We start from the raw sequence: 20,704 nt of genomic DNA on the forward strand, positions 1-20,704 counted from the left end.
GCAACACCGGCGTCCCCCTCACCCTTCCCATCGCTACGCGATGGGCCCCTTCCCTCTCCCACAGGGGGAGAGGGAGCTTTACCCGCTATTCCGCAACGCGGTGGCGATCGCGTTGATCGACAGGAGAATGCCCTCGCCGATCCGCTCATCGGTTTCGCCGGCGCGACGGCGCTTGATCAACTCGATCTGCAGCAGGTTGAGCGGTTCGATATAAGGCAGCCGCAACCGGATCGATTCATCCAGCGCAGGATGTTTGTCGAGCAGACGCGACTGGCCGGTGATCTCGAGCAGCCCGTCATGCGCCTTGCCCCATCCGTCGCGGATCGCGCCGAACACGGAATCGCGTAAGGCCGCATCCTCGACCAGCGCGGCATAGCGCTCGGCAATGCGCATGTCGGACTTGGCCAGCACCATCTCCATATTGGCGAGACTCGCGGCGAAGAAGGGCCAGCCCTCCGCCATCTCGGTCAGCAGTCCCTTGTCGGGGAAGGCGGCAATGGCTTGGCCGACGCCATACCAGCCGGGCAGCATGACGCGCGCCTGTGCCCAGCTGAACACCCAGGGGATTGCGCGCAGATCCTCGATCGCATCGGATTTCTTGCGGCTCGCCGGCCGGCTGCCGATCTTCAGGCCGGAGATTTCGGCGATCGGCGTCATCTGGCGGAAAAAGGTGCGGAAGCCCTCGGTGCCATAGACCAGGTCGCGATAGGCCTTGAACGCGGTGCCCGAAATCACGTCCATCGCGGCGCCGAAACGCTTGGTATCGGCGCGCGAAAACTGGTCGGGTTCAAGGCTGGCGAGCAATGTCGCCGATGCCATCGCCTCGAGGTTGGTCGCGGCGCTTTCGCGTGTACCATATTTGCCTGCGATCACTTCGCCCTGTTCGGTGATGCGGATGCGACCCTGCACCGTGCCCGGTGGTTGCGCGCGGATCGCGGCGAAGGATGATCCGCCGCCGCGCCCGACCGCGCCACCGCGGCCATGGAACAATTGCATCGCCACGCCGGCCTGTTCGAACACCGGCTTCAGGGCGGTCGACGCCTTGCTCAGGCTCCAGGTCGAGGTGAGATAACCGCCATCCTTGTTCGAATCCGAATAGCCGATCATCACTTCCTGATGGCCACGCGCCTGCGCGATCGTGGAGATCTCGGGCAGGCTGAGCCAGTCGGTCATGATGCCCGGTGCGGCCTCGAGGTCGCCGATCGTCTCGAACAGCGGCACCGCCATGATCGCGGCGGTCGGCTCCGAACCGGACCCCGAACCGGACGGGGAGCCCGGCCGATACAGCCCAAATTCCTTCAGCATCAGGTTGATCTCGAGCAGGTCGGACACCGACTGCGCCATCGACACGATGTAATTGGTGATGCAGCCGGGTCCGTATTTGGCGTGCGCCTCGGCAGCGGCACGCACGATCGCCAGTTCGCCGCTCGTCTCCTCCGAATAATCGGCGAAACTGCTGGTCAGCGGCCGCGCATTGGACAGTTCGGCGCGCAGCAATTTGACTCGTGCGGCCTCGTCGAGCGCGAGATAATCGGGCTCGACCCCGGCGACCTTGAGCAGTTCGGCGACGACGCGTTCATGCACTGCGCTGTTCTGGCGCATGTCGAGTGTGGCGAGGTGGAAACCGAATGTCTCGACCGCGCGGATCAGCCGGCCAAGCGCGCCGCCCGACGACAGGGACGCGCCGCCCTCGGCCGCCAGGCCGTGCGCGATCGCGACGAGATCGGCGCGGAATGCCTTTGGGTCGGGATAGACCTCGCCCTTCAGCGCCGACGGCCGTGGCGCGGGCTTGCCGATCAGCGCGAGATGCGTCGCCGACAGTCGCGCATAGATGCCCGACAAAGCGCGGCGATAGGGCTCGTCGGCGCGGCTCTGCGCGGTGTCGCCGCTCGCCTCGGCGAGGCGCAGCACATCGGCATCGGCATGTGCGATGTCGGTCGAGATCGACAATTCGGCGCCAAGCGCGTTCACCCCGTCGAGATAATAGCCGAGCACTGCCTCGCTCGCCTTGGCCAGCGCGATACGCTGGCTGTCGGCGGTGACGAAGGGGTTGCCGTCGCGATCGCCGCCGATCCAGCTGCCCGGTCGCAGGAAGCTCGGCGTGCGCTCGCCCAGTGCTCGGTCCCATTTCTGGTACAGCGCGGGGAGCGTGGGCAGAAATACGTCACGCAGATAACTCAGCGCGGTTTCGACTTCATCGGTGACGTAAAGCCGCTCGCGGCGCAGCACGCGGGTCTGCCACAGCAAGGCGATCTGGCGCAGGATCGCTTCGTCGATGCGGTCGCCGTCGCCAGTTTCGTCCAGTCCGCGATCCTTCATCGCCATTAGTTCGGCGATACGGTTGCGATGATCGATCATCGACTTGCGTCGCACCTCGGTCGGGTGGGCGGTCAGCACCGGCGCGACCAGCGCGCGATCGAGCAGCGCCATCACCGCCTTATGGTCGATGCCCTCGTCGGCGAGCCGCTTGAGTGCGGATTCGAGGTCGGCGCCCTCCTCCGCCGCGACGCCCTGGCGATCTTCCGCCAGATTGGCGAGCATCGAGAACAGCATGAAGCCGCGCACGAAATCGAGCGTCTCGTCGATATCGAGCCGGTCGAGACCCAGATCGGTTCCGCCGGCGCCTTCAAGCCCGCGATGCCGGTCGACCGATGCGGCGCGAATATATTCGGTGCGTTGGAACAATGTGTCGCCGCCATAAGCGCGAATGACGTCGCCAAGTAGCTTGCCGAGGAAGCGGATGTCGGGGTTGTTGGTGATCGGGGGCAGTTCGGTCATGGGCGAATGCTGCGCTGCGGCACGGCTCAGGTCAACCGCGCTTGGCCGATTTACGGTCGTTCGTCCTTCATCGCATCGCGTTCGGGGGTGGTCAGCGTGCCGTCGCGATTAACGTCAGCCTGATCGAAACGCGCAAGTTGCCCGGACTTGAACTCTTCGAGCGTGATAATGCCGTCACCGTTTACATCGAGCATCTTGATCCGCGCCGGCCGCTTGGCGATTTCGATCGCGTCGAGCGTACCGTTCCTGTCGGTGTCGAGCCGGTCGAAACGCTTGGCGAACCCCGCGACCAGATCGGCGCGCAGCACATTGACCGGGGGTTTGAATCCGGCCGCATCCTCGTCGCTACGGCTTGAACAGGCGGCGACGGAAAGCACAAGGGCGCAGATCAACGGACTTTGACGATACATGAATGTGCCTCCCTAACGCTCGCGCAACGGCGGGGTCGTCTTATCGTTCCGTCGTGCCGGGAAGCTGTCGATGGGCGCTATGCCGCCGCAATGCGGCCATCACGCCTCCAGCTCGACGTCCCAATAAAGCCAGTCATGCCACGTATCGTGAAGGTAATTGGGCGGAAAACGCCGGCCATGCTCCTGCATCTGCCAGCTGGTCGGGCGGATCGCGGCGATGTGCAGCGGCATATGTGCCTGTTTGGGCGTCCGCCCGCCCTTCTTCAGATTGCATGGTGCGCAGGCGGTCGCGACATTCTCCCAGGTCGTCCGTCCGCCTTGCGCGCGCGGAATGATATGATCGAACGTCAGGTCATGCCCGCTGCCGCAATATTGGCAGGAGAATTTGTCGCGCAGGAACACGTTGAACCGGGTGAAGGCGGGAAAGGCGCTCGGCCGGACATAGGATTTGAGCGCGATCACCGAGGGCAGCTTCAATCGCGCCGTCGGGCTGCGCACCTCGCGTTCATATTGCGCGACGATATCGACCCGGTCGAGAAACACCGCCTTGATCGCGGTCTGCCACGGCCAGACGGAAAGCGGATAATAGCTCAGCGGGGTATAATCGGCATTCAGCACCAATGCCGGGCAGCTGTCGGGGTGCCGGATCAAATCGGGATGATACACGCAGAACCCCCCTTGCTTCCTTGCGCGGCAATCGCCGATCAGGATGACGCCATGATGACAACACGCAATGCAGCACGGGGCGCGACTCGCGGTCAAGAGCGGGATTGATGCGGGGCACGATCATCACGCGCTTCGCGCCGAGCCCCACCGGACCGTTGCATCTGGGTCACGCTTTTTCCGCGATTCAGGCGCATGACTGCGCGCGACAGGAGGGCGGCACCTTTGTGCTGCGGATCGAGGACATCGACGGCGGCCGATCGAGGCCGGAGCATGTGCAGGGCATTTTCGACGATTTTGGCTGGCTCGGCCTGAGCTGGGACGGGCCGGTCATGCGCCAGTCGGAGCGGCTTGATGCTTATGCGGCGGCGCTCGATCGGCTCCGTGAGGCGGGCCTGCTCTATCCGTGCTTCTGCACTCGTGCCGATATCGCCGCCAGCCTGTCGGCCCCGCATGGCATCGGTGGCACGGTCTATCCCGGGACATGTCGCGCGCTTGATGCAACGGTGCGATCGAGCCGGATGGCGAATGAACCGCACGCATGGCGGATCGATATAGCCAGGGCGGTCGCTGCAGCCGGGCAGGGCGACCTGTTCTGGCAGGATGAACTGGCCGGGGCGGTGGTCGCCGATCCATGGGCACTGGGTGATGTCGTCCTGGCGCGCAAGGATGCGCCGGCCAGCTATCACCTCGCCGTCACGGTCGATGACGCAGCGCAGGGCGTAACGCATATCGTGCGCGGCCGGGACCTGTTCGAGGCGACCCATGTGCACCGGTTGCTGCAGGAACTGCTCGGCCTGCCGGTACCGGTCTATCGGCATCACGCGCTGCTGACTGACGCTGCGGGCAACCGCCTTGCCAAGCGCAATGGCGCGCCCACTCTGGCGAGTTTGCACGCGGCCGGGCAGGACGGCCCGGCGCTTGCCGACATGCTGCGTCGGGGGCAGGCGCCGCCCGGCTTTGCGCTGCCGCCGCCTTAGGTTCGGGCTCCCTTGATCCATTGCGGCTGCAGCACTTCGACCTGCGGCGGGCCTTCGAGCAATGGTGCTGCTTCCCGTTCATAATCGAGATAAGCCTGGGTTTTCAGGAACGCGCCGGCTTCCTCGGCGCTGCTGTAAACCTGGAAGGCGCAAATCCGGTCGGTATCGGCCCCGAACGAATAGACATAGACCTCATGGGCCGCATTGCCGTCGATCGCCGGCTGCATATGTTTCTGCCAGATCTTCTGAACTTCCGCGCGCATGTCGGGTTTGGTGCGATGCTGAAGGAAGAGTGCGTATCTGTTCATGTCGTATCTCCATTTTTCAAGAACCGGGATTCCAGCACTGTCGGTACATGACGAACTTGAAGCGAGAGAAGTGACATCAGGGCGAAAAAACCTAAGGGGTCGAAATCAATGCGCCATTGCCGACCTGCCTGCCTGATCATGTTGCCGATCTTCGCCGCGGTCGCGGCGCCGGCGACCGCCGCGCCATGGTGGTATGTCGGGCATGGCGCCGATCGCGTCGTGTTCATCGATGCCGGTTCGATCGAGCGGGACAAGAGCGTCGTCACTTATTCGTCCAAGACGATCATCCGCCAATCGGGCGACCCCGTCGCGATGACGCGCAATTTCATGCAGGCCGATTGCGCCGGGCGGAAGCTCGGCTGGTACGGCGTGCAGCGTTATGGTCGTGACGAGGCGGTGATCGACACCTCGACTCTGCCCAAGGCGAAACTGACGGACGTGTCCGCTGACACGCTGGATAATGCGGAACTGAGTTTTGTCTGTGCGGACCCCAAGGATCGCAAGGCGACCGGTTCTTTCCCCCTCGCTATCGATGACGCGAGTTTTACCGATGCTGTGCTGGCCGATCAGAGCGTATCGCCGCGTGCGCTGCACGACCGGATGGCTCGCGACCCTGGCGTCGCGGTGATTCGCTCCACCGCGCCGAATCCCACCACTTTTGGCCAGGTCCAGACCGTGAAGCTTGGCGAGCCGCTGGTGCCACCGCGCGATTATTCGAAAGGCCCGGTAATTCCCGACCCGGCTGATTATCCTTCCAACGAGGTCGGGAAAATCTACGATATCGCTTATGACGGTATCGAGAACGGCCGGATCCGGTTCGAGGTTCGCGGCTATTCGATCGACGATCTTGTCCATCCCGGTACCGGTCAGATCGAAACCGCTTATCCCGGCGAAAAAAAGGTCAATGTCCGCGACCTTGCCATCACCATCAAGCAGGCGCTGCCCGGTCGGATCACGTACAGCGTGGCGATAGAAAAAGTGGCGCCGGCGGCACCCGATTGCCCGGTCGGCGATTGCAGCGAAACCGAAGTCACGACCAAAGCCATTACGGCCGAAGCTCCCGACACGCCGCGGTGACGCATCCCATTGGCTTTGCGCCGTCGAAGCCCTAAATAAGAACCATGAGCATTTTCCTCGCAATCCTCCTCATCGCCGCGATGATCGCGGTGGTGGTCGTCTTCATCCGCGGCCTGGTCATCTTCATGATGAACGCGAGTGCAGAAGCGAAAGGCGGCGAGACGGGGCCGAGTGCAGCAGCTGTCAAATCGAACAAGATGATGCAGTACCGCATCTTCTTCCAGGCGATTGCGATCGTCATCGTCGTGCTGATCCTGATGCTCGCCGGGGCGCGTAGCTGAACCGCCGGGCTCGCGCAGGTGGTCAAGCTCAACAAGATCTACACGCGTACCGGCGATGACGGCACGACCGGTCTGGTCGATGGATCGCGGGTCGCCAAGACCGATCCGCGGATGGTCGCGATCGGCGATGTCGACGAAGCGAACAGCGCAATCGGTGTCGCGATCGCTGCGCTGGAACCGGGCGAAACAGCTGTCGCTTTGACTCGCATCCAGAACGATCTGTTCGATCTTGGCGCCGATCTCGCCACGCCTGGAAACGATTTCGCGCCCTCGGAAATGACCCTGCGCATCGTCGCCGCACAGGTCGCGCGGCTCGAGCTGGAGATCGACGCGATGAATGCGCGGATGCCGCCGCTGACCAGCTTCATCCTGCCCGGTGGCAGCGCGGCCGCTGCGGCGATTCACGTCGCCCGCGCGACCGTGCGGCGTGCCGAGCGATCGGCGGTTGCGGCGGCACAAGCGGTCCCGCTCAACCCACAGGCCTTATCCTACATCAACCGATTGTCGGATTATCTGTTCGTTGCGGCACGCCATGTGAACCAATCGGTCGGTGGCGACGTTTTGTGGGTTCCCGGCGCTTCTCGATAGCCGCTCGCTCCAGATCAATTGATTCGCGTTTCTATTCTGGATATGGAGAACAGAATGCGAACAGTGCAGCCTCTCGCGCCCTCCCCGTCAGCGCTCATCGAGCGCTTTTCCGCCGTGCGCGCATTGAGCGAAGCCCTGGTTGCGCCGCTGTCCGATGCCGATGCGACCGTGCAGTCGATGGAAGATGCGTCGCCGGCCAAATGGCATCTGGCGCACACCAGCTGGTTTTTCGAGACGTTCATCCTGCGCGATTTCGTCGCCGGCTATGCGCTGCACGACGAACGCTTCCCGTTCCTGTTCAACAGCTATTACGAAGCCGAGGGGCGCCGCCATGCGCGCGGGCGGCGCGGCATGATCACACGGCCGACGCTCGATGAAGTGCTGGCTTATCGCCATCATGTCGATGCCGCACTGGTCGCCGCGCTGCCCGGCTTGCCGGCGGCGGCGGTAGAGTTGGTCATTCTCGGCTGCCATCATGAGGAGCAGCATCAGGAACTGCTCGTCACCGATATGCTGCATCTGATGTCGGAAAATCCGCTCGAACCGGCGATATGGCCGGCGGCGCGCAAGGTGCCGGTCGCAATGCCCGGGCCGATCGGCTGGATCGAGGGCAAGTCGGACATTGTCGAAATTGGTCATGATGGCGTCAGTCAAAAGGGTGGGGGTTTCGCGTTCGATTGCGAAGGCCCGCGTCACCAGGCACTGCTCAGACCTCATGCGATCGCCGACCGTACCATCACCAATGGTGAATGGGCCGCGTTCATCGCCGATGGCGGATATCGCGACGCGCGTCACTGGTTGTCGGACGGCTGGGCCTGGGTGAAAGCTGAAGCCATCTCTGCGCCGCTATATTGGGAACAAAGCGATGGCGGCTGGACGCGCTTCGGGCTCGATGGGCGCCGTGAGATCGATCCAGCCGCCCCGGTGACGCATATCAGCTTCTACGAGGCCGACGCCTATGCGAGCTGGGCCGGCGCGCGCTTGCCGACCGAGGCCGAATGGGAATCCGCCGCCAGCGCTTATGACCCGGCCGGCGGCAATCAGTTGGATGCGGCTGGTCCGGTCGAGCCACGCCCATCGGAAGGCGGCCCGGCCTTTTTCGGCGATGTCTGGCAATGGACTGGCAGCGCCTATCGTCCCTATCCCGGCTTCCGGACGATCGATGGGGCGGTGGGCGAATATAATGGCAAGTTCATGTCCGGGCAGTGCGTGCTGCGCGGCGGATCTTGTGCCACGCCACGCGGCCATAGCCGGGCGAGCTACCGCAATTTCTTCTATCCGCACCAGCGCTGGCAATTCACCGGCGTGCGCCTGGCAAAGGATCTGTAAATGCTTAAACGCGAGATCGAAGACGGCGACGTCACCCTGGCCGATCCGGCGTTCCGCGCCGATGTGCTGCGCGGATTCGAGATGCGCCCGCGCGCAATCCCGGCGCGTTGGTTCTATGACCGGCGCGGCTCGGAATTGTTCGAAGCAATCACCGACCTGCCCGAATATTATCCGACCCGGACCGAGACCGCGATCCTGCGCGATGTGGCGCCGAAGGTCGCCGCGCTGGCGGGCGAAGGCCGCGCCGTGGTCGAGTTCGGCTCGGGTTCTTCGACCAAGACGCCGATCCTGCTCGGCGCGGTGGCACCCGCCGCTTATGTGCCGATCGATATCTCGGGCGATTTCCTGCGCGAATCGTCAGCCGGGCTCGCTTCGGCCTTTCCCGGCCTGTCGGTACTACCAGTCGAGGCGGACTTCCTTCACCCGATCGCGCTGCCGGCGCAGGTTGCCGGCTTGCCCAAGCTTGGTTTCTTTCCCGGTTCGACCATCGGCAACATGATCCCGCACGCGTCTGTCGATTTGCTACGCGCAATGAAACAGTCGCTCGGCGAAGGTGCGATGCTGTTGATCGGCATGGACCGGGTGAAGGATGCGGAAACGCTGGTCGCAGCCTATGACGACGCGGCCGGCGTGACGGCGGGGTTCAATCTCAACCTGCTGGAGCGCATCAATCGCGAGCTTGGCGCGACGATCCCGATCGACCGTTTCCGCCACCGCGCGCTGTGGAACGACGATCGCGCGCGGATCGAAATGCATCTCGAGGCGCAGGGCGATCTCGACTTCACGATCGAGGGGCGCCCTTTCTCGATTGGTGCGGGTGAGACGATCCACACCGAGAACAGCCATAAATACGGCCCGCGCGATGCGCGTATCCTGCTGCGCAGCGGTGGCTGGACACCGATCGCCGAATGGACCGATCCCGACGGGCTGTTCGCGGTGATCCTGGCCGAGGCGCAACCGGTGCGCCTGGCGCCTTAACGGGGATCCGGCCGATTGGATTAGGGACGCGTCACTCGCGCCCGCCAGGTGGTGATGAAATTCGTATTGCCGCGGCAGCTGTCCATGTCGGATTGTGCGCTGAGGCGGAATTTGGCACCGTCCCACACGAAGCTTTGCGCCGTCCCGCAATCGGCCAGGCCGCGATTTTTACCGTAGCTGGTCAGCGTTCCAGCCTTGTATTTGGCATTAAGCACCAGCGGCACGATCGTCGCTTCGCCCGAACCCGTGGGCGCATCAAAGCGCGCGGGACGGGGCTTGCCATTGTCGATGATGAACACCGCTGAGGAGACATTATAAACTGCCGCGACGCACTGGACCAGTACCAGCGCCTTGCCCGCGCCGAGTGCGAAAGCGTCGGCCTTGCCCGGTATGGTCGGATCGACATTGCATTTGGCCGAGCGGGCGAGCGCGGTGATCTGTTGCGCGGTCGGGCGCGCTGCCTGGCCGGATGGGCGCATCGCGATGATCATCGGCAGGATCGGTGCGGCGGGTACCGCGCTTGCCGGCTTCGCGCCTTTGGCGACGAGTGCGGTGACGCCGCCGTCGCGGCCCTGTACGGCGTCGATATGGCGCAGCGCGGCGGTAAGGCCGCTTGGCGACAATGTCGCGATGCGCTTGCCGCCGGCATCAGTCACCACCAGCGCCTTGCTGTTGCCGAGCAGCGCGGCGACCGCCATGGATCCGGTTCCGTCCAGCGTTACGCCGTGCGCCGCCGGCTTGAACGCCTTACCGACTGGCTTGCCGTCGATCGACAGGCCTGCCGGCGCCGGGCCATCGATGACCGCGGAGAGGCTGATGCGCAACCCGCCCTCCGGCCCGGCATCGCGGGTCAGGTTCAGCGTTGCGTCGTGGCTCTCGCCGACGACCGGGTCGAGCGATGCGAGGCTACAGCTATTGCCATTGTCGCAGGCGACCACCCAATCCTTGAACGTCTTGAGTTCGCCCGGGCGTGGGGCCGATGGGGACGGGGCAGTGGCCAGCGCGAGCGCGGCGAACGTCAGCATCGAACCTCTCCCATCATTCGGCGGCTATGGAATAGGCAGCTGAAATTGAACAATGCCAAAACGACCGTCCTTGGCAAAAGGCGATATGACGTGTGCGCCGTGCGACGGGATTTCAGGGCCTGACCGGCGTCGCCCGCCACACCGCGAGCCAGTTGCTCGACCCTTGGCATTCATCCATCCGCCGCGCCTCGACGAGGCGGAACGCCGTGCCGTCCCAGGCATAATCCTCGCTCGCTCCGCAATCGCCGATGCCACGCTGCTTGGCATAGCTTTGCAGCCGGGCGGTCTTTGCGTTCCATGCGGCATTGACCAGAGTCGATGTGCCCATCGCCTCGACTCCGCCGGGCTGGAAGTCGAACCGGGCGAGCATTGGCTTGCTGCCCGAGACGATCACCGCAACGGTCGAGAAATTATACGCGCCGCTGCCGCACGGCATCAGCACCAGCGTCTTGCCGCCGGCCAGCGCATCGCCTTTGATCGGATCGCTGACCTTGCTGTCCTCCGTGTCGCAGCCCGACAGGTCGACCATCTGCTTGAGCAATGCGGGCGTGATCACAGCGGCCTTTCCCGATGCCGGGAGCGAGGGAATTCGCGGCAAGGGCAGGGCAGCTGGCACTGCGCTGGCCGGCTTGCTGCCCTTTGCCACCGCTGCGGTAACGCCGCCGGCGCGGCCCTGATCTGCGTCGATGAAGCGCAGCGCGGCGGACGATCCGGCAAGCGAGGCATGAGCGATCTCGGTGCCGGCAGTGTCGGTCAGGCTGAGCCTGTTTCCTTTGGCCAGCGCCGCAACGATCGTCGCCGCTCTGGTGCCGGTCAGCGTCAGCGAATCCCTGACGATCGTGCCGCCGCCGACGACCTTGCCGTCGATGCGGATCGCCGTCTCGCCGTCATGATTGCCATTGCTCGAATTTTTGAACGCGAACCCGCCATCCGGGCCGGCCGCACGCGCGATCGAGAAATAACCGCCGCTATCGGTGCCATCGACCATCTCCTGAGTCGGGATGAGCGAGGTCATCTCGCAGGCATGGACATTGTCACACGCGACCGCCCAGTCGCCAAAGGTCTTGATCGGACCGGGCCTGGGCGCGGCGGCTTCGGCGCCAGCGGCAAACAAAAGCAGCGAAAGGATCATGCCGGCATCCTAGCTCAACGCGCTCCAAGTCGATAGGAGCGACGCGACATGGAACTGAACGGAGCGAAACGATGCAGTCGGTAGGCGTGATCGGGGCGGGGCAGATGGGCGCGGGCATTGCGCAAGTATCGGCACAGGCGGGCTATCATGTGCTGCTCACCGATGTGTCGAAGGACCGCGCCGACGCGGGCAAGCTCGGCATCGCCAAGGCACTTGAGCGGCTGGTGTCGAAGGAGAAGATCGACGGCGCGGCGCGTGATCAGGCGCTGGCGCGGATCGAGCCGATCGAGGGCGTGCAGGGCATGTCGTCCTGCGGCCTGGTGATCGAGGCGGCGACCGAGCGCGAAGAGATCAAGCGCACGATCTTCGCCGAAGTCGGCAAGGTGCTGGGCCATCAGGCGGTGCTGGCGTCGAACACCTCGTCGATCCCGATCACACGCCTCGCGCAATCCTCGCCCGATCCGAAGCGCTTCATCGGCGTGCATTTCTTCAATCCGGTGCCCGTGATGGGCCTGATCGAGATCATTCGCGGACTCGCCACGTCGGATGACACGGTCAAGCTGATCGAGACCTATGCCAAAGCACTCGGCAAGCAGGTGGTGCGCGCCAATGACGCGCCGGGCTTCATCGTCAACCGCGTGCTCATGCCGATGCTCAACGAGGCGTGCTTCGCCCTCGGTGAGGGTGTCGCGACGATCCGCGACATCGATCTCGCCTGCCAGCTTGGCCTCAACCATCCGATGGGGCCACTCACGCTAGCCGATTTCATCGGCCTCGACACATGCCTGGAGATCACCCGCGTGCTGTTCGAAGGCACCGGAGACCCCAAGTTCCGGCCCGCGCCGGTGCTGGTCAAATATGTCGAGGCCGGCTGGTTCGGCCGCAAGACCGGGCGGGGCTTCTACGATTATTCCGGTGACGAGCCAGTGCCGACGCGGTGAGCGTCAGGCGGCGAGCGCTTCGAGCCATTTCTGGTGCCAGCGTTCCATTCGATCGGGGAAGAGCCGTCGTCCGACGCGCGCGACCAGCCCGTGTTGCGTTTCCTCGGTCAGGATGGTGCAGCCGCCGCCGTTGCGCGGCGTGATGAGCCAGGCATGATAGGCGCGCACGCCAGTTGATTCGGCGAGCCAGGCGATGCGCGTCTCGGGTTCGAACTCGGTCACTCGAGTCTTCAGCGCGACGCCGAAAGTCCTCCAGGTGAAATGCGCACCGGCGAACAGGTCCGCGCCGCCACCTTCGATTTTCACCTTGTTGGCATTGGCGTAGATTAGCGGCCAGTCGGCGGCGCGGATCAGGCGCCGCCAGACAAGCTGTGGATCGGTCACGGTCTCGATGCGGTTGACGACATGGACTGGACTGTTTGCCGGTTCGAAGCCGTCCAGCCAGCGGATCGTCACTTGGCGGCGGTCTTGGCGGGCTGCTGGAAGGAGACGAGCGCCGCGACCAGCGCCTGATCGTCGCCGGGCGCGATCGGCGCCTTGTAGACCGCGCGCATCTTCTCGACCGTCGCCTGCCATTTCTCCGGCGCCAGATGCGGCTGGGTGGTGATCATCTCGACCGAATGGCACGCGGTGCAGTGCTGCGTGATCAGTTCGCCCGCCGCTCCCGCTGGCAGTGCGGCAGTCGAATCGGGCAGGGCAATCGTGTCGGAGACGAGCGTCACGCCCCCGCCTGAGACTGACGGGCCCTTGGCTGTGGCGGCGGGCGCTGCGGCCGGATCGACTCGGTCGATCAGAAAATTCCATCCGATCGTCAGCACGGCAAATACAAGCAGTGCGATAATCGCGACCTTGAAGCCGATCGATTTCATGCTGCTTTCACCGCGATCGACTCGATCGCATTGCGCATGAAGCCGCCGGGGTTCCAAATCGGATCGGCGACCTGCGTCTCGCCATTGGCGTTGGTGCAGCGCACCGCGATGCGATAGCCGCCGGGCCGCAACGCAGGGATCGTCGCATTCCACAGGCGGAAGCCGTATTTGCCTTCATCGGTGCCGAGCGGTGCGGCGCGCCAGCTCGCGCCGCCATCCATCGACAGGTCGACCCGTGCGACACCGGCAGCACCGCCCATCGCGAGGCCGCGCACGAAAAAGGGTGAATTCGCCACCACGCTCGCGCCGTCCGCCATGTTGGTGAAGAAGGCGCGCGGCACCATGCGGTTGATCGGCACGGTCGGAAAATCCTTCGCGCCCGGCACCACAGAGGCGCGCGGCGCGGTCGGGATGCGATACGCCTTGTCCATCCAGTATCCGGTGTCGGGCGCGGTCAGCACCTCGATCCGCTCGAGCGCCTTGATCCAATAGGTCGAATACCAGCCGGGCACGATGAGCCGGATGGGAAAGCCGTTAAGCATCGGCAATTGCGCGCCGTTCATCTGGAACGCGATCATCACCTCGCCGTCACGCGCATGGTCGAGCTCAAGCGATTTCTCGAACGCCGGCGCACCGGGCGGCGGCTTGTCGAGACCGCCGAGCCGCACCGCGATCGCGCCGGGCGCGATGCCGGCGCGGTCGAGCACGTCTTTCAATCGCACGCCGGTCCACCGCGCATTGCCGATCGCCCCATCGCCCCATTGCGCGCCGGGCACGCGCGGAAAGAAACGGCCGCGCGAATTGCCCGAACACTGGTTGATCGCGGCGATCTCGACGCGCGGCATGGCAAGCAGATCGGCGAGGGACAGCGCGACCGGCTGACGCACCGCACCACTAACCTTCAGTCGGAAGCGCGTGACATCGACAGAGGTCGGGATGTCGTCATAATGCCAGCGCACGAAGAAGCGGTCGTTGGGCGTGAAGACATTACCGTCGAACGCATCGATCGGCGTTTCGAGCAGCGGTGCACGCCCGCGCTGCAGGATCATGCTGCCCTTGCCGGGAAAGGCGGTAGTCAACGGCCGGCTGCCATTGCCGCCGGGCAGGCCGAGATCGGCCAGCGCCTGCCCCCAGACCGGCGCGGTCACCAAGCCGGCACCACCGAGCCCGATCAGCCCGATCGCGCGGCGGCGGTCCAGCTCAGCCATTGGTCTTGATCGACAGCGGCGCGAAGCGCGCGACCTGGCGTCCGACCATGCAGAGCTGCTCCAGCACCGCCGGTTCGCTCGCCCCACCGTCCTCGTCGAACTTGGTCAACTGGCTGTTGATCGCCGCGGCGAACGGCGTCGGCCAGCCGCGCAGCGCATGCACGATCGAGCGCAGCGCGGCGATCGTGCTGCCAGTCGCCTGCCAGCCATAAGCGGTGGCGATCAACCCGACCGGCATGTCGGCTAGATAAGGGCGCTCAACGTCCCGCGCCGTCTCCTCGAGGAGGTCGAGCGCGTTCTTGACCACGCCCGAGATGCTACCGTGATAACCGGGACTGGCGATGATCAGCGCGGATGCCTGGCGCACCGTTTCGACGAATTCGATCTCGTCGGGCGTGCGTGTGGTGGCCTTGGGGTCGTAAAGCGGCAGCTTCGCCATATCGGCGCCGCCGAACATGCGCGTGCGGAAGCCTTCGCGCCCCGCCGCGTCGAGTGCGATGCGCAGCGCGCGCTCGGTCGAGGAGATACCGCCGATCGTCCCGCCGATGCCGACGACAAGAGGAGCATCGGCCTGAACGTCAGTGGCGGCGGCATCGGCCATGAATAAACCTTCTACAGGGGGGCGTGTTCGATCCGCGGCAAGACATGCCGGGCGAACAAATCCGCCTCGGCAGCATGGGGATAGCCCGACAGGATGAATGCCTCAATGCCCATGTCGCGATAGGCGTTGAGCTTGGCGAGTACCTGGTCGGGATCGCCGACTATCGCGGCGCCGCAGCCGGAGCGGGCGCGGCCGACGCCGGTCCACAAATTGGGCTCGGCATAGCCGTCATCCGCGGCATTTTCGCGCAAAGCGGCCTGAGCGGCGACACCGGTCGAGGTCGAATCGAGCGACTTGGCGCGGATCGCCGCGCCTTCCGCCGCGTCGAGCTTCGACAGCAGCCGATCTGCGGCAATGCGCGCCTCGGCCTCGGTTTCGCGCACGATGACGTGCGCGCGATAACCGAAGCGCAGGGCGCGGCCGTGTTTCGCCGCGCGATCCTTCATGTCGGCGATGATTGCGGCGACATTTTCCTTTTTGTCGGGCCACATCAGGAACACGTCGCAGCCCCTCGCCGCCGCTTCGCGCGCATCCTCGGACAGACCGCCGAAATAGAGCAAGGGCGCCTTGCCCGACACGGTGCCGATGCTCGGCGGCGCGAGTTTAAGTTTCCAGAACTCGCCGTCATGGTCGAGCGCCTCGCCGTTGAGCAGGGTCTTGAGGATTTGCATCGCCTCGACCGTGCGAGCGTAGCGCGGCGCTGAGGCCATCGTCTCGCCGGGCATGTCCGAGGAGATGATATTCACCTTCAACCTGCCCCTGCCAGTTCCCTGGGCCGACATCCGGTCGATCGTGGCGATCTGGCGTGCCAGCTGCGGCGGCCAGGTCTCGCCGATGCGTACTGCCATGAGCAAATTGATCTGGCTCGTTGCGGTCGCGATCGCGGCGGCGAAGGCGGTGGTGTCGATGCCCAGCGCATAGCCGGAGGGCAGCAGCACATTGTCGAACCCGCCGGTTTCCGCCTGCACGACGATGTCGCGGCAATGCTCCCAACTCGATCTGAGTTTTGCATCGGGCACGCCGAGGAATTCATAATCGTCATCGCACAGCGCTGAAAACCAGCTGATCTCGCACGGTGGGCGTGTGTCGGTCATGGCAATCGCTCCCCACGCGACGCGATCAGCACGTCGTACCAGCTCTGGCGCGTCCAGCGTGGTTTGAACGCGTCGGCGATCTCCGCGATGCGTGTCACATTCTGTGTGCCGACGATCGGGATCGCGCGCGCCGGATGCGCCATGATCCAGCTATAGGCGGCCGCCGCGCGACTCACACCCGCCTGATTGGCGACGATATCCAGCGCGGCGGTGACACCCCGGCTGCGCTCGTCCTGCGGATCGCCGATTCGCCCGCCGCCGAGCGGCGACCAGGCGAGGATCGCCATGTCGCGCTCCATCGCCAGATCAAGCAGCCCGCCGGTAATCGGTTCGAGTTCGAGGGGTGAGAATTCCGGCTGATGGCTGGCCAGCGGGATGGTCAGGAAGCTGGCCAGCGCGGTGGTTTGCGCGACGGTGTAGTTGGACACCCCGACCGCGCGGACCTTTCCGGCCGCGACCATGTCCTCCAGCGCACGCGCGGTCTCTTGCGGATGCGCCAGGATGTCGGGGCGGTGGATCTGGTAGAGATCGACTTGGTCGGTCTGCAAACGCCGGAGCGAGGCGTCGAGTGCGGCGGCGAGATACGGCGCGCTCGAATCATAGGGCACCGGCGGGGCGATGCCACCCTTGGTCGCGAGCACCATGCGTGCGCGCAGATCAGGTGATTCGGCGAAGATCCGGCCGAGCAACGCCTCGGCATCGCCGAACCCGCCCGACCCGTTGAAGCCATAGATATCGGCCGTGTCGAACAGTGTCACGCCGGCGGCGAAGGCCGCCTCGATCAGCGCGCGGCCCTGTTCGGGGGAGGCGTGACCGAAGCGCCACATCCCCCATGCAATCGGGCTGACCATCAATCCGCTCTTGCCGAGCGGGCGGGAATCGGGTGTAAGTATGATTTCAGACATCGTTGTCATATAGGATTGGTCCGCGTGGTTGAGCAAGTGCGTTATGGTCTGGTGGGTGCGGGTATGATGGGCGTCGAGCACATCAACAACCTGGCGATCACGCCCGGCGCGGTGGTGACGGCGCTGGCCGATCCGACTCGCGGCTCGCTCGATTGGGCGAAGAATGCGCTGAAGGATCGCGCCGATGGCGTCGCGGTGTTCGACGACGCGGCGGCGCTCGCGGCGAGTGGGTTGTGCGATGCGGTGATCGTCGCCAGCCCCAATCACACGCACCGCGATGTGCTGGTCCCGCTGTTCGATGCGGGCCTGCATATCCTGTGTGAGAAGCCGGTTGCGACTCGAATCGAGGATGCGCGCTGGATCGTCGATCGCGCCGCGCAGAACGACAAGGTGTTCTGGACCGCGATGGAATATCGCTTCATGCCGCCGGCCGCCGAGTTCATCGCGGAGATCAAGGGCGGGCGCATCGGCAAGCTGCAGATGCTGTCGATCCGCGAGCATCGTTTTCCCTTCCTGTCCAAGGTCGCCGACTGGAATCGCTTCAGCCGCAACACCGGCGGCACGATGGTCGAGAAATGCTGTCACTTCTTCGATCTGATGCGCCTGATCACCGGCGCGGAGGCGGTGCGCGTCTATTGTTCGGGCGCGATGGACGTGAACCATCTCGACGAGGATTATGCCGGTGAGCGGCCTGACATCATCGACAACAGTTATACGACGGTCGATTTCGACAATGGCGTGCGCGCGATGCTCGACCTGTCGATGTTCGCCGATGGCGCGGAGAATCAGGAGGAGATCGCGGCGGTCGGCGATCAGGCGCGGCTCGAGGTGCTGATTCCCGAAGGCGCGATCGTCTATTCGCCCCGTGTCGGCTTCATGAATCCCAAGGCGGTCGAACGCCGCCTGGTCGAAGTCGATGAGGCGGCGCTGAACGCCGGCAGTCATCACGGATCGACCTTTTACGAGCATCAGAAATTCAACGCCGCGGTGCGCGGCGCTGGCCCGGTAGAGGTCACCGCGCATGACGGGTTGATGGCGGTCGCGATCGGCGCGGCGGCTGAAATCAGCGCGCGCGAACACCGCGTGGTGGAAATGGCCGAACTGGGAGTCTGACCAAGCCGAACTTTACGAATGCCAAGTCTGATCGCGCTGTCATATGCAGCCAATAATGATAATCCATCAATTGCATGGGAATTTGAGGGAGGATTTATGAAACACGCATTTTACCTGTCTGGCGCGGCTATTGCAGCGCTGATCGCCGTCTCTCCCGCCGTTGCGCAGGACGCGGCGCCAGCCGTCGAAGAGCAAGTCTCATCGGTCGATTCGGGTGACATCATCGTCACCGCGCAGAAACGTTCGGAGAATCTGCAAAAGGTGCCGGCCGCGATCAGCGTGGTCAGCGGCGAGCAGTTCGAAGCGCGCGGCGGCGTCAACGTCCAGTCGTTGCAACAGCTGGTGCCCAGCCTGAACTTCAAGGAAAGCGCGACGACGATCGATTCGTCGCTGTTCCTGCGCGGCGTCGGCACGATCAACTTCTCGATCGCCGCCGAACCGAGCGTCGGCTTCGTCGTTGACGGCGTCACCTATGCGCGCTCCGGCGAAGCCTTTGGCGATCTGTACGATGTCGAGCGGATCGAAGTGCTGCGCGGCCCGCAGGGCACCTTGTTCGGCAAGAATTCCTCGGCCGGCGTGGTCAACATCGTCACCAAAAGGCCGGGCGACAAGTTCGGCGGTTATGTCGAGGGTCAGGCGACCACCGACGACGAGTACAAGCTCAAGGCTGCGATCGACATCCCGCTCGGCGCGGGCATCACCAGCCGCTTCACCGGCACCTATGCCAATTTCGACGGCACGGTACGCAACGTCACGCTGAACCGCACGGTCAATGGTTATGAGCGCTATGGCGTGCGCGGCATGATCGTCGCCGATGCGACCGACGCATTGACCTTCACGCTGATCGGCGACTGGCGTCGCACCAATGCCGATTGCTGCGCCGAGGTGATTGGCACCTCACCCACTGTGGCGAGCAATCTCGCCGGAGCGCTCAGCGGCATCACGCTGGCCGGCGATGAAACGCGCGAAATCCGTCAGAACACGCTGACCGAGACGCGCGAGACAAGCTGGGGCGGGTCGCTCCAGGCCGATCTCGATGTCGGGTCGGCGGGCACGCTGACCTCGATCACCGCCTATCGCGACTACAAGAATTTCGGTATCCGTGACGGCGATTTCATCGATCGGGTCTATGCGATTGCGGGCGGCAATCAGCTCAACGATTTCGGGCCGCAGCCTTCGACCACCTTCACCCAGGAAGTCCGTCTCGCTTCGCCCGGCAACCAGACGGTCGAATATGTCCTGGGCGGCTTCTACTACAAGGCGAAGCAGGAACGGACTTTCGAGCGCGACGATATCGTCTGCTCGGCGACCACCTTGCCACCGGTCTCGCCGGGTCTCGCACCTTGCGCGGTTGGCTCCTCGACACAGACTTTTCCAAGCGCGATCGGCAATTTCGGCTCGACGATCGAAAATGTCGCGGCCTATGGCAACGTCACCGTTCGCGCGACCGACTGGCTGCGCCTGATTGCGGGCGGACGCTTCACCCATGACAATATCAGCGCTTTCAACGTCCGCGCGGCTGCGACCGGCGCCGGGCCCGGCCTGGTCGGGGCGGCGGCAAATTACCGGCTGAAGACCAGCCAGAGCGATTTCTCGGGCAAGCTTGGCGTCCAGGCCGACATCACCAACGGGCTGATGGCCTATGCCACTTTCAGCCAGGGCTATAAGGGACCGGCGTTCAACGTCTTCTTCAACCAGAATAGCGGGCAGCTTGCACCGATCGCGGCGGAGACGTCGAACGCGTATGAGCTCGGCACCAAGTTCAAGACCGCCGATGGCAGCTTCACGATCAACACCGCGGCCTTCTATGCCAAATATGATCACTTCCAGGCCAACAGCTTCGTCAATCTGAACGGATCGGTCGTTACTCAGCTGACCGATGCGGGTTCCGTGTCGACCAAGGGCGTGGAGATCGAATCGGTGATCCGGCCGGTGCGCAACTTCACCATCAACGCCGGTATCGCCTATACCGATGCGCAGATCGACAAATTCAATATCCCGGCCGGCTCGCCCGCGACGGCGACCGATCGGCGCGGTGAGCAATTGCCGCTCGCCCCGACCTGGAAGGGCAATATCGGCGCGACGTGGAAGATCGACACCGGTGGCTTCGCCAATGTGGAGATCGGCAGCAATATCTCGCTGACCAGCGATCAGGTCTCGTCGCTGCAGGCCGGCGTGACGCCAGGCGACCTCGCGGTGCGCCGCGCGATCACCATCGACGGCTACGCACTGGTCGATGCCAATATCGCGCTGGTCGATCCGAACGGCGTGTGGCGCGTTAATTTCATCGGCCGCAACCTGACCGACCAGAGCTATGCCTCGCTGATCACCACCGGCGGGCCCGGCGGCAGTTATCGCTATCTGCTGCCGCGCGATGTCGATCGCTATTTCGGTGTCGCGGTGCGGTTCAACTATTGATCGGGG

The 20,704-nt window shown here is 64.3% G+C and carries 21 protein-coding genes; 9 read left to right on the forward strand and 12 right to left on the reverse strand.

Going from position 1 to position 20,704, the window contains the following annotated elements:
* Nucleotides 1-78 precede the first annotated feature (78 nt).
* The 3 genes from ppc to G4G27_RS20500 form a co-directional block, all read right to left on the reverse strand.
* The gene (gene ppc / locus G4G27_RS20490) at nucleotides 79-2,778 is read right to left on the reverse strand and encodes a phosphoenolpyruvate carboxylase (RefSeq protein WP_183110348.1); all 2,700 of its coding nucleotides are present in this window, start codon (nucleotides 2,776-2,778) and stop codon (nucleotides 79-81) included.
* Between the two features lie 50 nt (nucleotides 2,779-2,828).
* Nucleotides 2,829-3,188 (reverse strand): hypothetical protein, encoded by a 360-nt coding sequence (locus G4G27_RS20495; RefSeq protein WP_183110349.1) that lies wholly within the window; start codon nucleotides 3,186-3,188, stop codon nucleotides 2,829-2,831.
* Between the two features lie 99 nt (nucleotides 3,189-3,287).
* Complete coding sequence (locus G4G27_RS20500) at nucleotides 3,288-3,854, reverse strand: HNH endonuclease (RefSeq protein ID WP_183110350.1); 567 nt, start codon at nucleotides 3,852-3,854, stop codon at nucleotides 3,288-3,290.
* Between the two features lie 107 nt (nucleotides 3,855-3,961).
* Here G4G27_RS20500 and gluQRS point away from each other — a divergent pair, with 107 nt between their 5' ends.
* Nucleotides 3,962-4,831, forward strand: a complete 870-nt coding sequence (gene gluQRS / locus G4G27_RS20505; protein WP_183110351.1) for a tRNA glutamyl-Q(34) synthetase GluQRS — start codon at nucleotides 3,962-3,964, stop codon at nucleotides 4,829-4,831.
* On the opposite strand, the gene G4G27_RS20510 is transcribed toward gluQRS, so the two are convergent.
* Nucleotides 4,828-5,139: an antibiotic biosynthesis monooxygenase gene (locus tag G4G27_RS20510; protein WP_183110352.1), complete on the reverse strand. Its 312-nt coding sequence runs from the start codon at nucleotides 5,137-5,139 to the stop codon at nucleotides 4,828-4,830. The genes gluQRS and G4G27_RS20510 overlap by 4 nt on opposite strands.
* A gap of 108 nt (nucleotides 5,140-5,247) precedes the next feature.
* On the opposite strand from G4G27_RS20510, the gene G4G27_RS20515 reads away from it, so the two are divergent.
* From G4G27_RS20515 to egtD, 5 genes are read left to right on the forward strand one after another with little or no spacing between them, the layout of a single operon-like run.
* Nucleotides 5,248-6,216: a hypothetical protein gene (locus G4G27_RS20515; RefSeq protein WP_183110353.1), complete on the forward strand. Its 969-nt coding sequence runs from the start codon at nucleotides 5,248-5,250 to the stop codon at nucleotides 6,214-6,216.
* Between the two features lie 44 nt (nucleotides 6,217-6,260).
* Nucleotides 6,261-6,497: a twin transmembrane helix small protein gene (locus tag G4G27_RS20520; RefSeq protein ID WP_183110354.1), complete on the forward strand. Its 237-nt coding sequence runs from the start codon at nucleotides 6,261-6,263 to the stop codon at nucleotides 6,495-6,497.
* 18 nt (nucleotides 6,498-6,515) lie between these two features.
* Entirely contained in the window at nucleotides 6,516-7,085 is a 570-nt protein-coding gene (locus tag G4G27_RS20525; RefSeq protein ID WP_183110355.1) for a cob(I)yrinic acid a,c-diamide adenosyltransferase, read from the forward strand.
* Nucleotides 7,086-7,139: 54 nt separating this feature from the next.
* The gene (gene egtB, locus G4G27_RS20530; protein WP_244624438.1) at nucleotides 7,140-8,414 is read left to right on the forward strand and encodes an ergothioneine biosynthesis protein EgtB; all 1,275 of its coding nucleotides are present in this window, start codon (nucleotides 7,140-7,142) and stop codon (nucleotides 8,412-8,414) included.
* Nucleotides 8,415-9,392, forward strand: a complete 978-nt coding sequence (egtD, locus tag G4G27_RS20535) for an L-histidine N(alpha)-methyltransferase (RefSeq protein ID WP_183110357.1) — start codon at nucleotides 8,415-8,417, stop codon at nucleotides 9,390-9,392.
* Between the two features lie 20 nt (nucleotides 9,393-9,412).
* On the opposite strand, the gene G4G27_RS20540 is transcribed toward egtD, so the two are convergent.
* Both G4G27_RS20540 and G4G27_RS20545 read right to left on the reverse strand, forming a co-directional pair.
* Nucleotides 9,413-10,417, reverse strand: coding sequence for a DUF1176 domain-containing protein (locus tag G4G27_RS20540; RefSeq protein ID WP_183110358.1), 1,005 nt, complete (start codon nucleotides 10,415-10,417; stop codon nucleotides 9,413-9,415).
* Nucleotides 10,418-10,529: 112 nt separating this feature from the next.
* The gene (locus tag G4G27_RS20545) at nucleotides 10,530-11,549 is read right to left on the reverse strand and encodes a DUF1176 domain-containing protein (protein ID WP_183110359.1); all 1,020 of its coding nucleotides are present in this window, start codon (nucleotides 11,547-11,549) and stop codon (nucleotides 10,530-10,532) included.
* A gap of 71 nt (nucleotides 11,550-11,620) precedes the next feature.
* Between G4G27_RS20545 and G4G27_RS20550 the strand changes: the two genes are divergently transcribed.
* Entirely contained in the window at nucleotides 11,621-12,490 is an 870-nt protein-coding gene (locus G4G27_RS20550; RefSeq protein ID WP_183110360.1) for a 3-hydroxybutyryl-CoA dehydrogenase, read from the forward strand.
* 3 nt (nucleotides 12,491-12,493) lie between these two features.
* On the opposite strand, the gene G4G27_RS20555 is transcribed toward G4G27_RS20550, so the two are convergent.
* From G4G27_RS20555 to G4G27_RS20580, 6 genes are read right to left on the reverse strand one after another with little or no spacing between them, the layout of a single operon-like run.
* Complete coding sequence (locus G4G27_RS20555; protein WP_183110361.1) at nucleotides 12,494-12,946, reverse strand: SRPBCC family protein; 453 nt, start codon at nucleotides 12,944-12,946, stop codon at nucleotides 12,494-12,496.
* Nucleotides 12,943-13,359 carry a hypothetical protein gene (locus G4G27_RS20560; protein WP_183110362.1) on the reverse strand — a complete coding sequence of 139 codons (417 nt, stop codon included), beginning with the start codon at nucleotides 13,357-13,359 and terminating at the stop codon, nucleotides 12,943-12,945. The genes G4G27_RS20555 and G4G27_RS20560 overlap by 4 nt, the downstream gene beginning before the upstream one ends.
* Nucleotides 13,356-14,567 carry a molybdopterin-dependent oxidoreductase gene (locus G4G27_RS20565; protein ID WP_183110363.1) on the reverse strand — a complete coding sequence of 404 codons (1,212 nt, stop codon included), beginning with the start codon at nucleotides 14,565-14,567 and terminating at the stop codon, nucleotides 13,356-13,358. The genes G4G27_RS20560 and G4G27_RS20565 overlap by 4 nt, the downstream gene beginning before the upstream one ends.
* The gene (locus G4G27_RS20570; RefSeq protein ID WP_183110364.1) at nucleotides 14,560-15,168 is read right to left on the reverse strand and encodes an NADPH-dependent FMN reductase; all 609 of its coding nucleotides are present in this window, start codon (nucleotides 15,166-15,168) and stop codon (nucleotides 14,560-14,562) included. Before G4G27_RS20570 ends, G4G27_RS20565 begins: the two co-directional genes overlap by 8 nt.
* An 11-nt stretch (nucleotides 15,169-15,179) precedes the next feature.
* The gene (locus tag G4G27_RS20575) at nucleotides 15,180-16,262 is read right to left on the reverse strand and encodes an LLM class flavin-dependent oxidoreductase (protein ID WP_183110365.1); all 1,083 of its coding nucleotides are present in this window, start codon (nucleotides 16,260-16,262) and stop codon (nucleotides 15,180-15,182) included.
* Entirely contained in the window at nucleotides 16,259-17,167 is a 909-nt protein-coding gene (locus G4G27_RS20580; RefSeq protein WP_183110366.1) for an aldo/keto reductase, read from the reverse strand. Before G4G27_RS20580 ends, G4G27_RS20575 begins: the two co-directional genes overlap by 4 nt.
* A gap of 36 nt (nucleotides 17,168-17,203) precedes the next feature.
* On the opposite strand from G4G27_RS20580, the gene G4G27_RS20585 reads away from it, so the two are divergent.
* Together G4G27_RS20585 and G4G27_RS20590 are read left to right on the forward strand one after the other, a co-directional pair.
* Entirely contained in the window at nucleotides 17,204-18,280 is a 1,077-nt protein-coding gene (locus G4G27_RS20585; RefSeq protein WP_183113932.1) for a Gfo/Idh/MocA family oxidoreductase, read from the forward strand.
* A gap of 96 nt (nucleotides 18,281-18,376) precedes the next feature.
* A complete protein-coding gene (locus G4G27_RS20590) occupies nucleotides 18,377-20,698 on the forward strand; it encodes a TonB-dependent receptor (RefSeq protein ID WP_183110367.1) in 2,322 nt (773 codons plus the stop codon).
* Nucleotides 20,699-20,704 lie beyond the last annotated feature (6 nt).

It is taken from the genome of Sphingomonas sp. So64.6b, assembly GCF_014171475.1.
Taxonomy (GTDB): Bacteria; Pseudomonadota; Alphaproteobacteria; order Sphingomonadales; family Sphingomonadaceae; genus Sphingomonas; species Sphingomonas alpina_A.

Bases quoted from the DNA above. Each gene is read 5' to 3' on its own strand.
- G4G27_RS20550 (WP_183110360.1), top strand. From the start codon at position 11,621: ATGCAGTCGGTAGGCGTGATCGGGGCGGGGCAGATGGGCGCGGGCATT.
- ppc (WP_183110348.1), bottom strand. From the start codon at position 2,778: ATGACCGAACTGCCCCCGATCACCAACAACCCCGACATCCGCTTCCTC.
- G4G27_RS20540 (WP_183110358.1), bottom strand. From the start codon at position 10,417: ATGCTGACGTTCGCCGCGCTCGCGCTGGCCACTGCCCCGTCCCCATCG.
- G4G27_RS20565 (WP_183110363.1), bottom strand. From the start codon at position 14,567: ATGGCTGAGCTGGACCGCCGCCGCGCGATCGGGCTGATCGGGCTCGGT.
- G4G27_RS20515 (WP_183110353.1), top strand. From the start codon at position 5,248: ATGCGCCATTGCCGACCTGCCTGCCTGATCATGTTGCCGATCTTCGCC.
- G4G27_RS20495 (WP_183110349.1), bottom strand. From the start codon at position 3,188: ATGTATCGTCAAAGTCCGTTGATCTGCGCCCTTGTGCTTTCCGTCGCC.
- G4G27_RS20575 (WP_183110365.1), bottom strand. From the start codon at position 16,262: ATGACCGACACACGCCCACCGTGCGAGATCAGCTGGTTTTCAGCGCTG.
- G4G27_RS20570 (WP_183110364.1), bottom strand. From the start codon at position 15,168: ATGGCCGATGCCGCCGCCACTGACGTTCAGGCCGATGCTCCTCTTGTC.
- G4G27_RS20580 (WP_183110366.1), bottom strand. From the start codon at position 17,167: ATGTCTGAAATCATACTTACACCCGATTCCCGCCCGCTCGGCAAGAGC.
- G4G27_RS20590 (WP_183110367.1), top strand. From the start codon at position 18,377: ATGAAACACGCATTTTACCTGTCTGGCGCGGCTATTGCAGCGCTGATC.
- G4G27_RS20560 (WP_183110362.1), bottom strand. From the start codon at position 13,359: ATGAAATCGATCGGCTTCAAGGTCGCGATTATCGCACTGCTTGTATTT.
- G4G27_RS20545 (WP_183110359.1), bottom strand. From the start codon at position 11,549: ATGATCCTTTCGCTGCTTTTGTTTGCCGCTGGCGCCGAAGCCGCCGCG.
- G4G27_RS20510 (WP_183110352.1), bottom strand. From the start codon at position 5,139: ATGAACAGATACGCACTCTTCCTTCAGCATCGCACCAAACCCGACATG.
- egtD (WP_183110357.1), top strand. From the start codon at position 8,415: ATGCTTAAACGCGAGATCGAAGACGGCGACGTCACCCTGGCCGATCCG.
- egtB (WP_244624438.1), top strand. From the start codon at position 7,140: ATGCGAACAGTGCAGCCTCTCGCGCCCTCCCCGTCAGCGCTCATCGAG.
- G4G27_RS20520 (WP_183110354.1), top strand. From the start codon at position 6,261: ATGAGCATTTTCCTCGCAATCCTCCTCATCGCCGCGATGATCGCGGTG.
- gluQRS (WP_183110351.1), top strand. From the start codon at position 3,962: ATGCGGGGCACGATCATCACGCGCTTCGCGCCGAGCCCCACCGGACCG.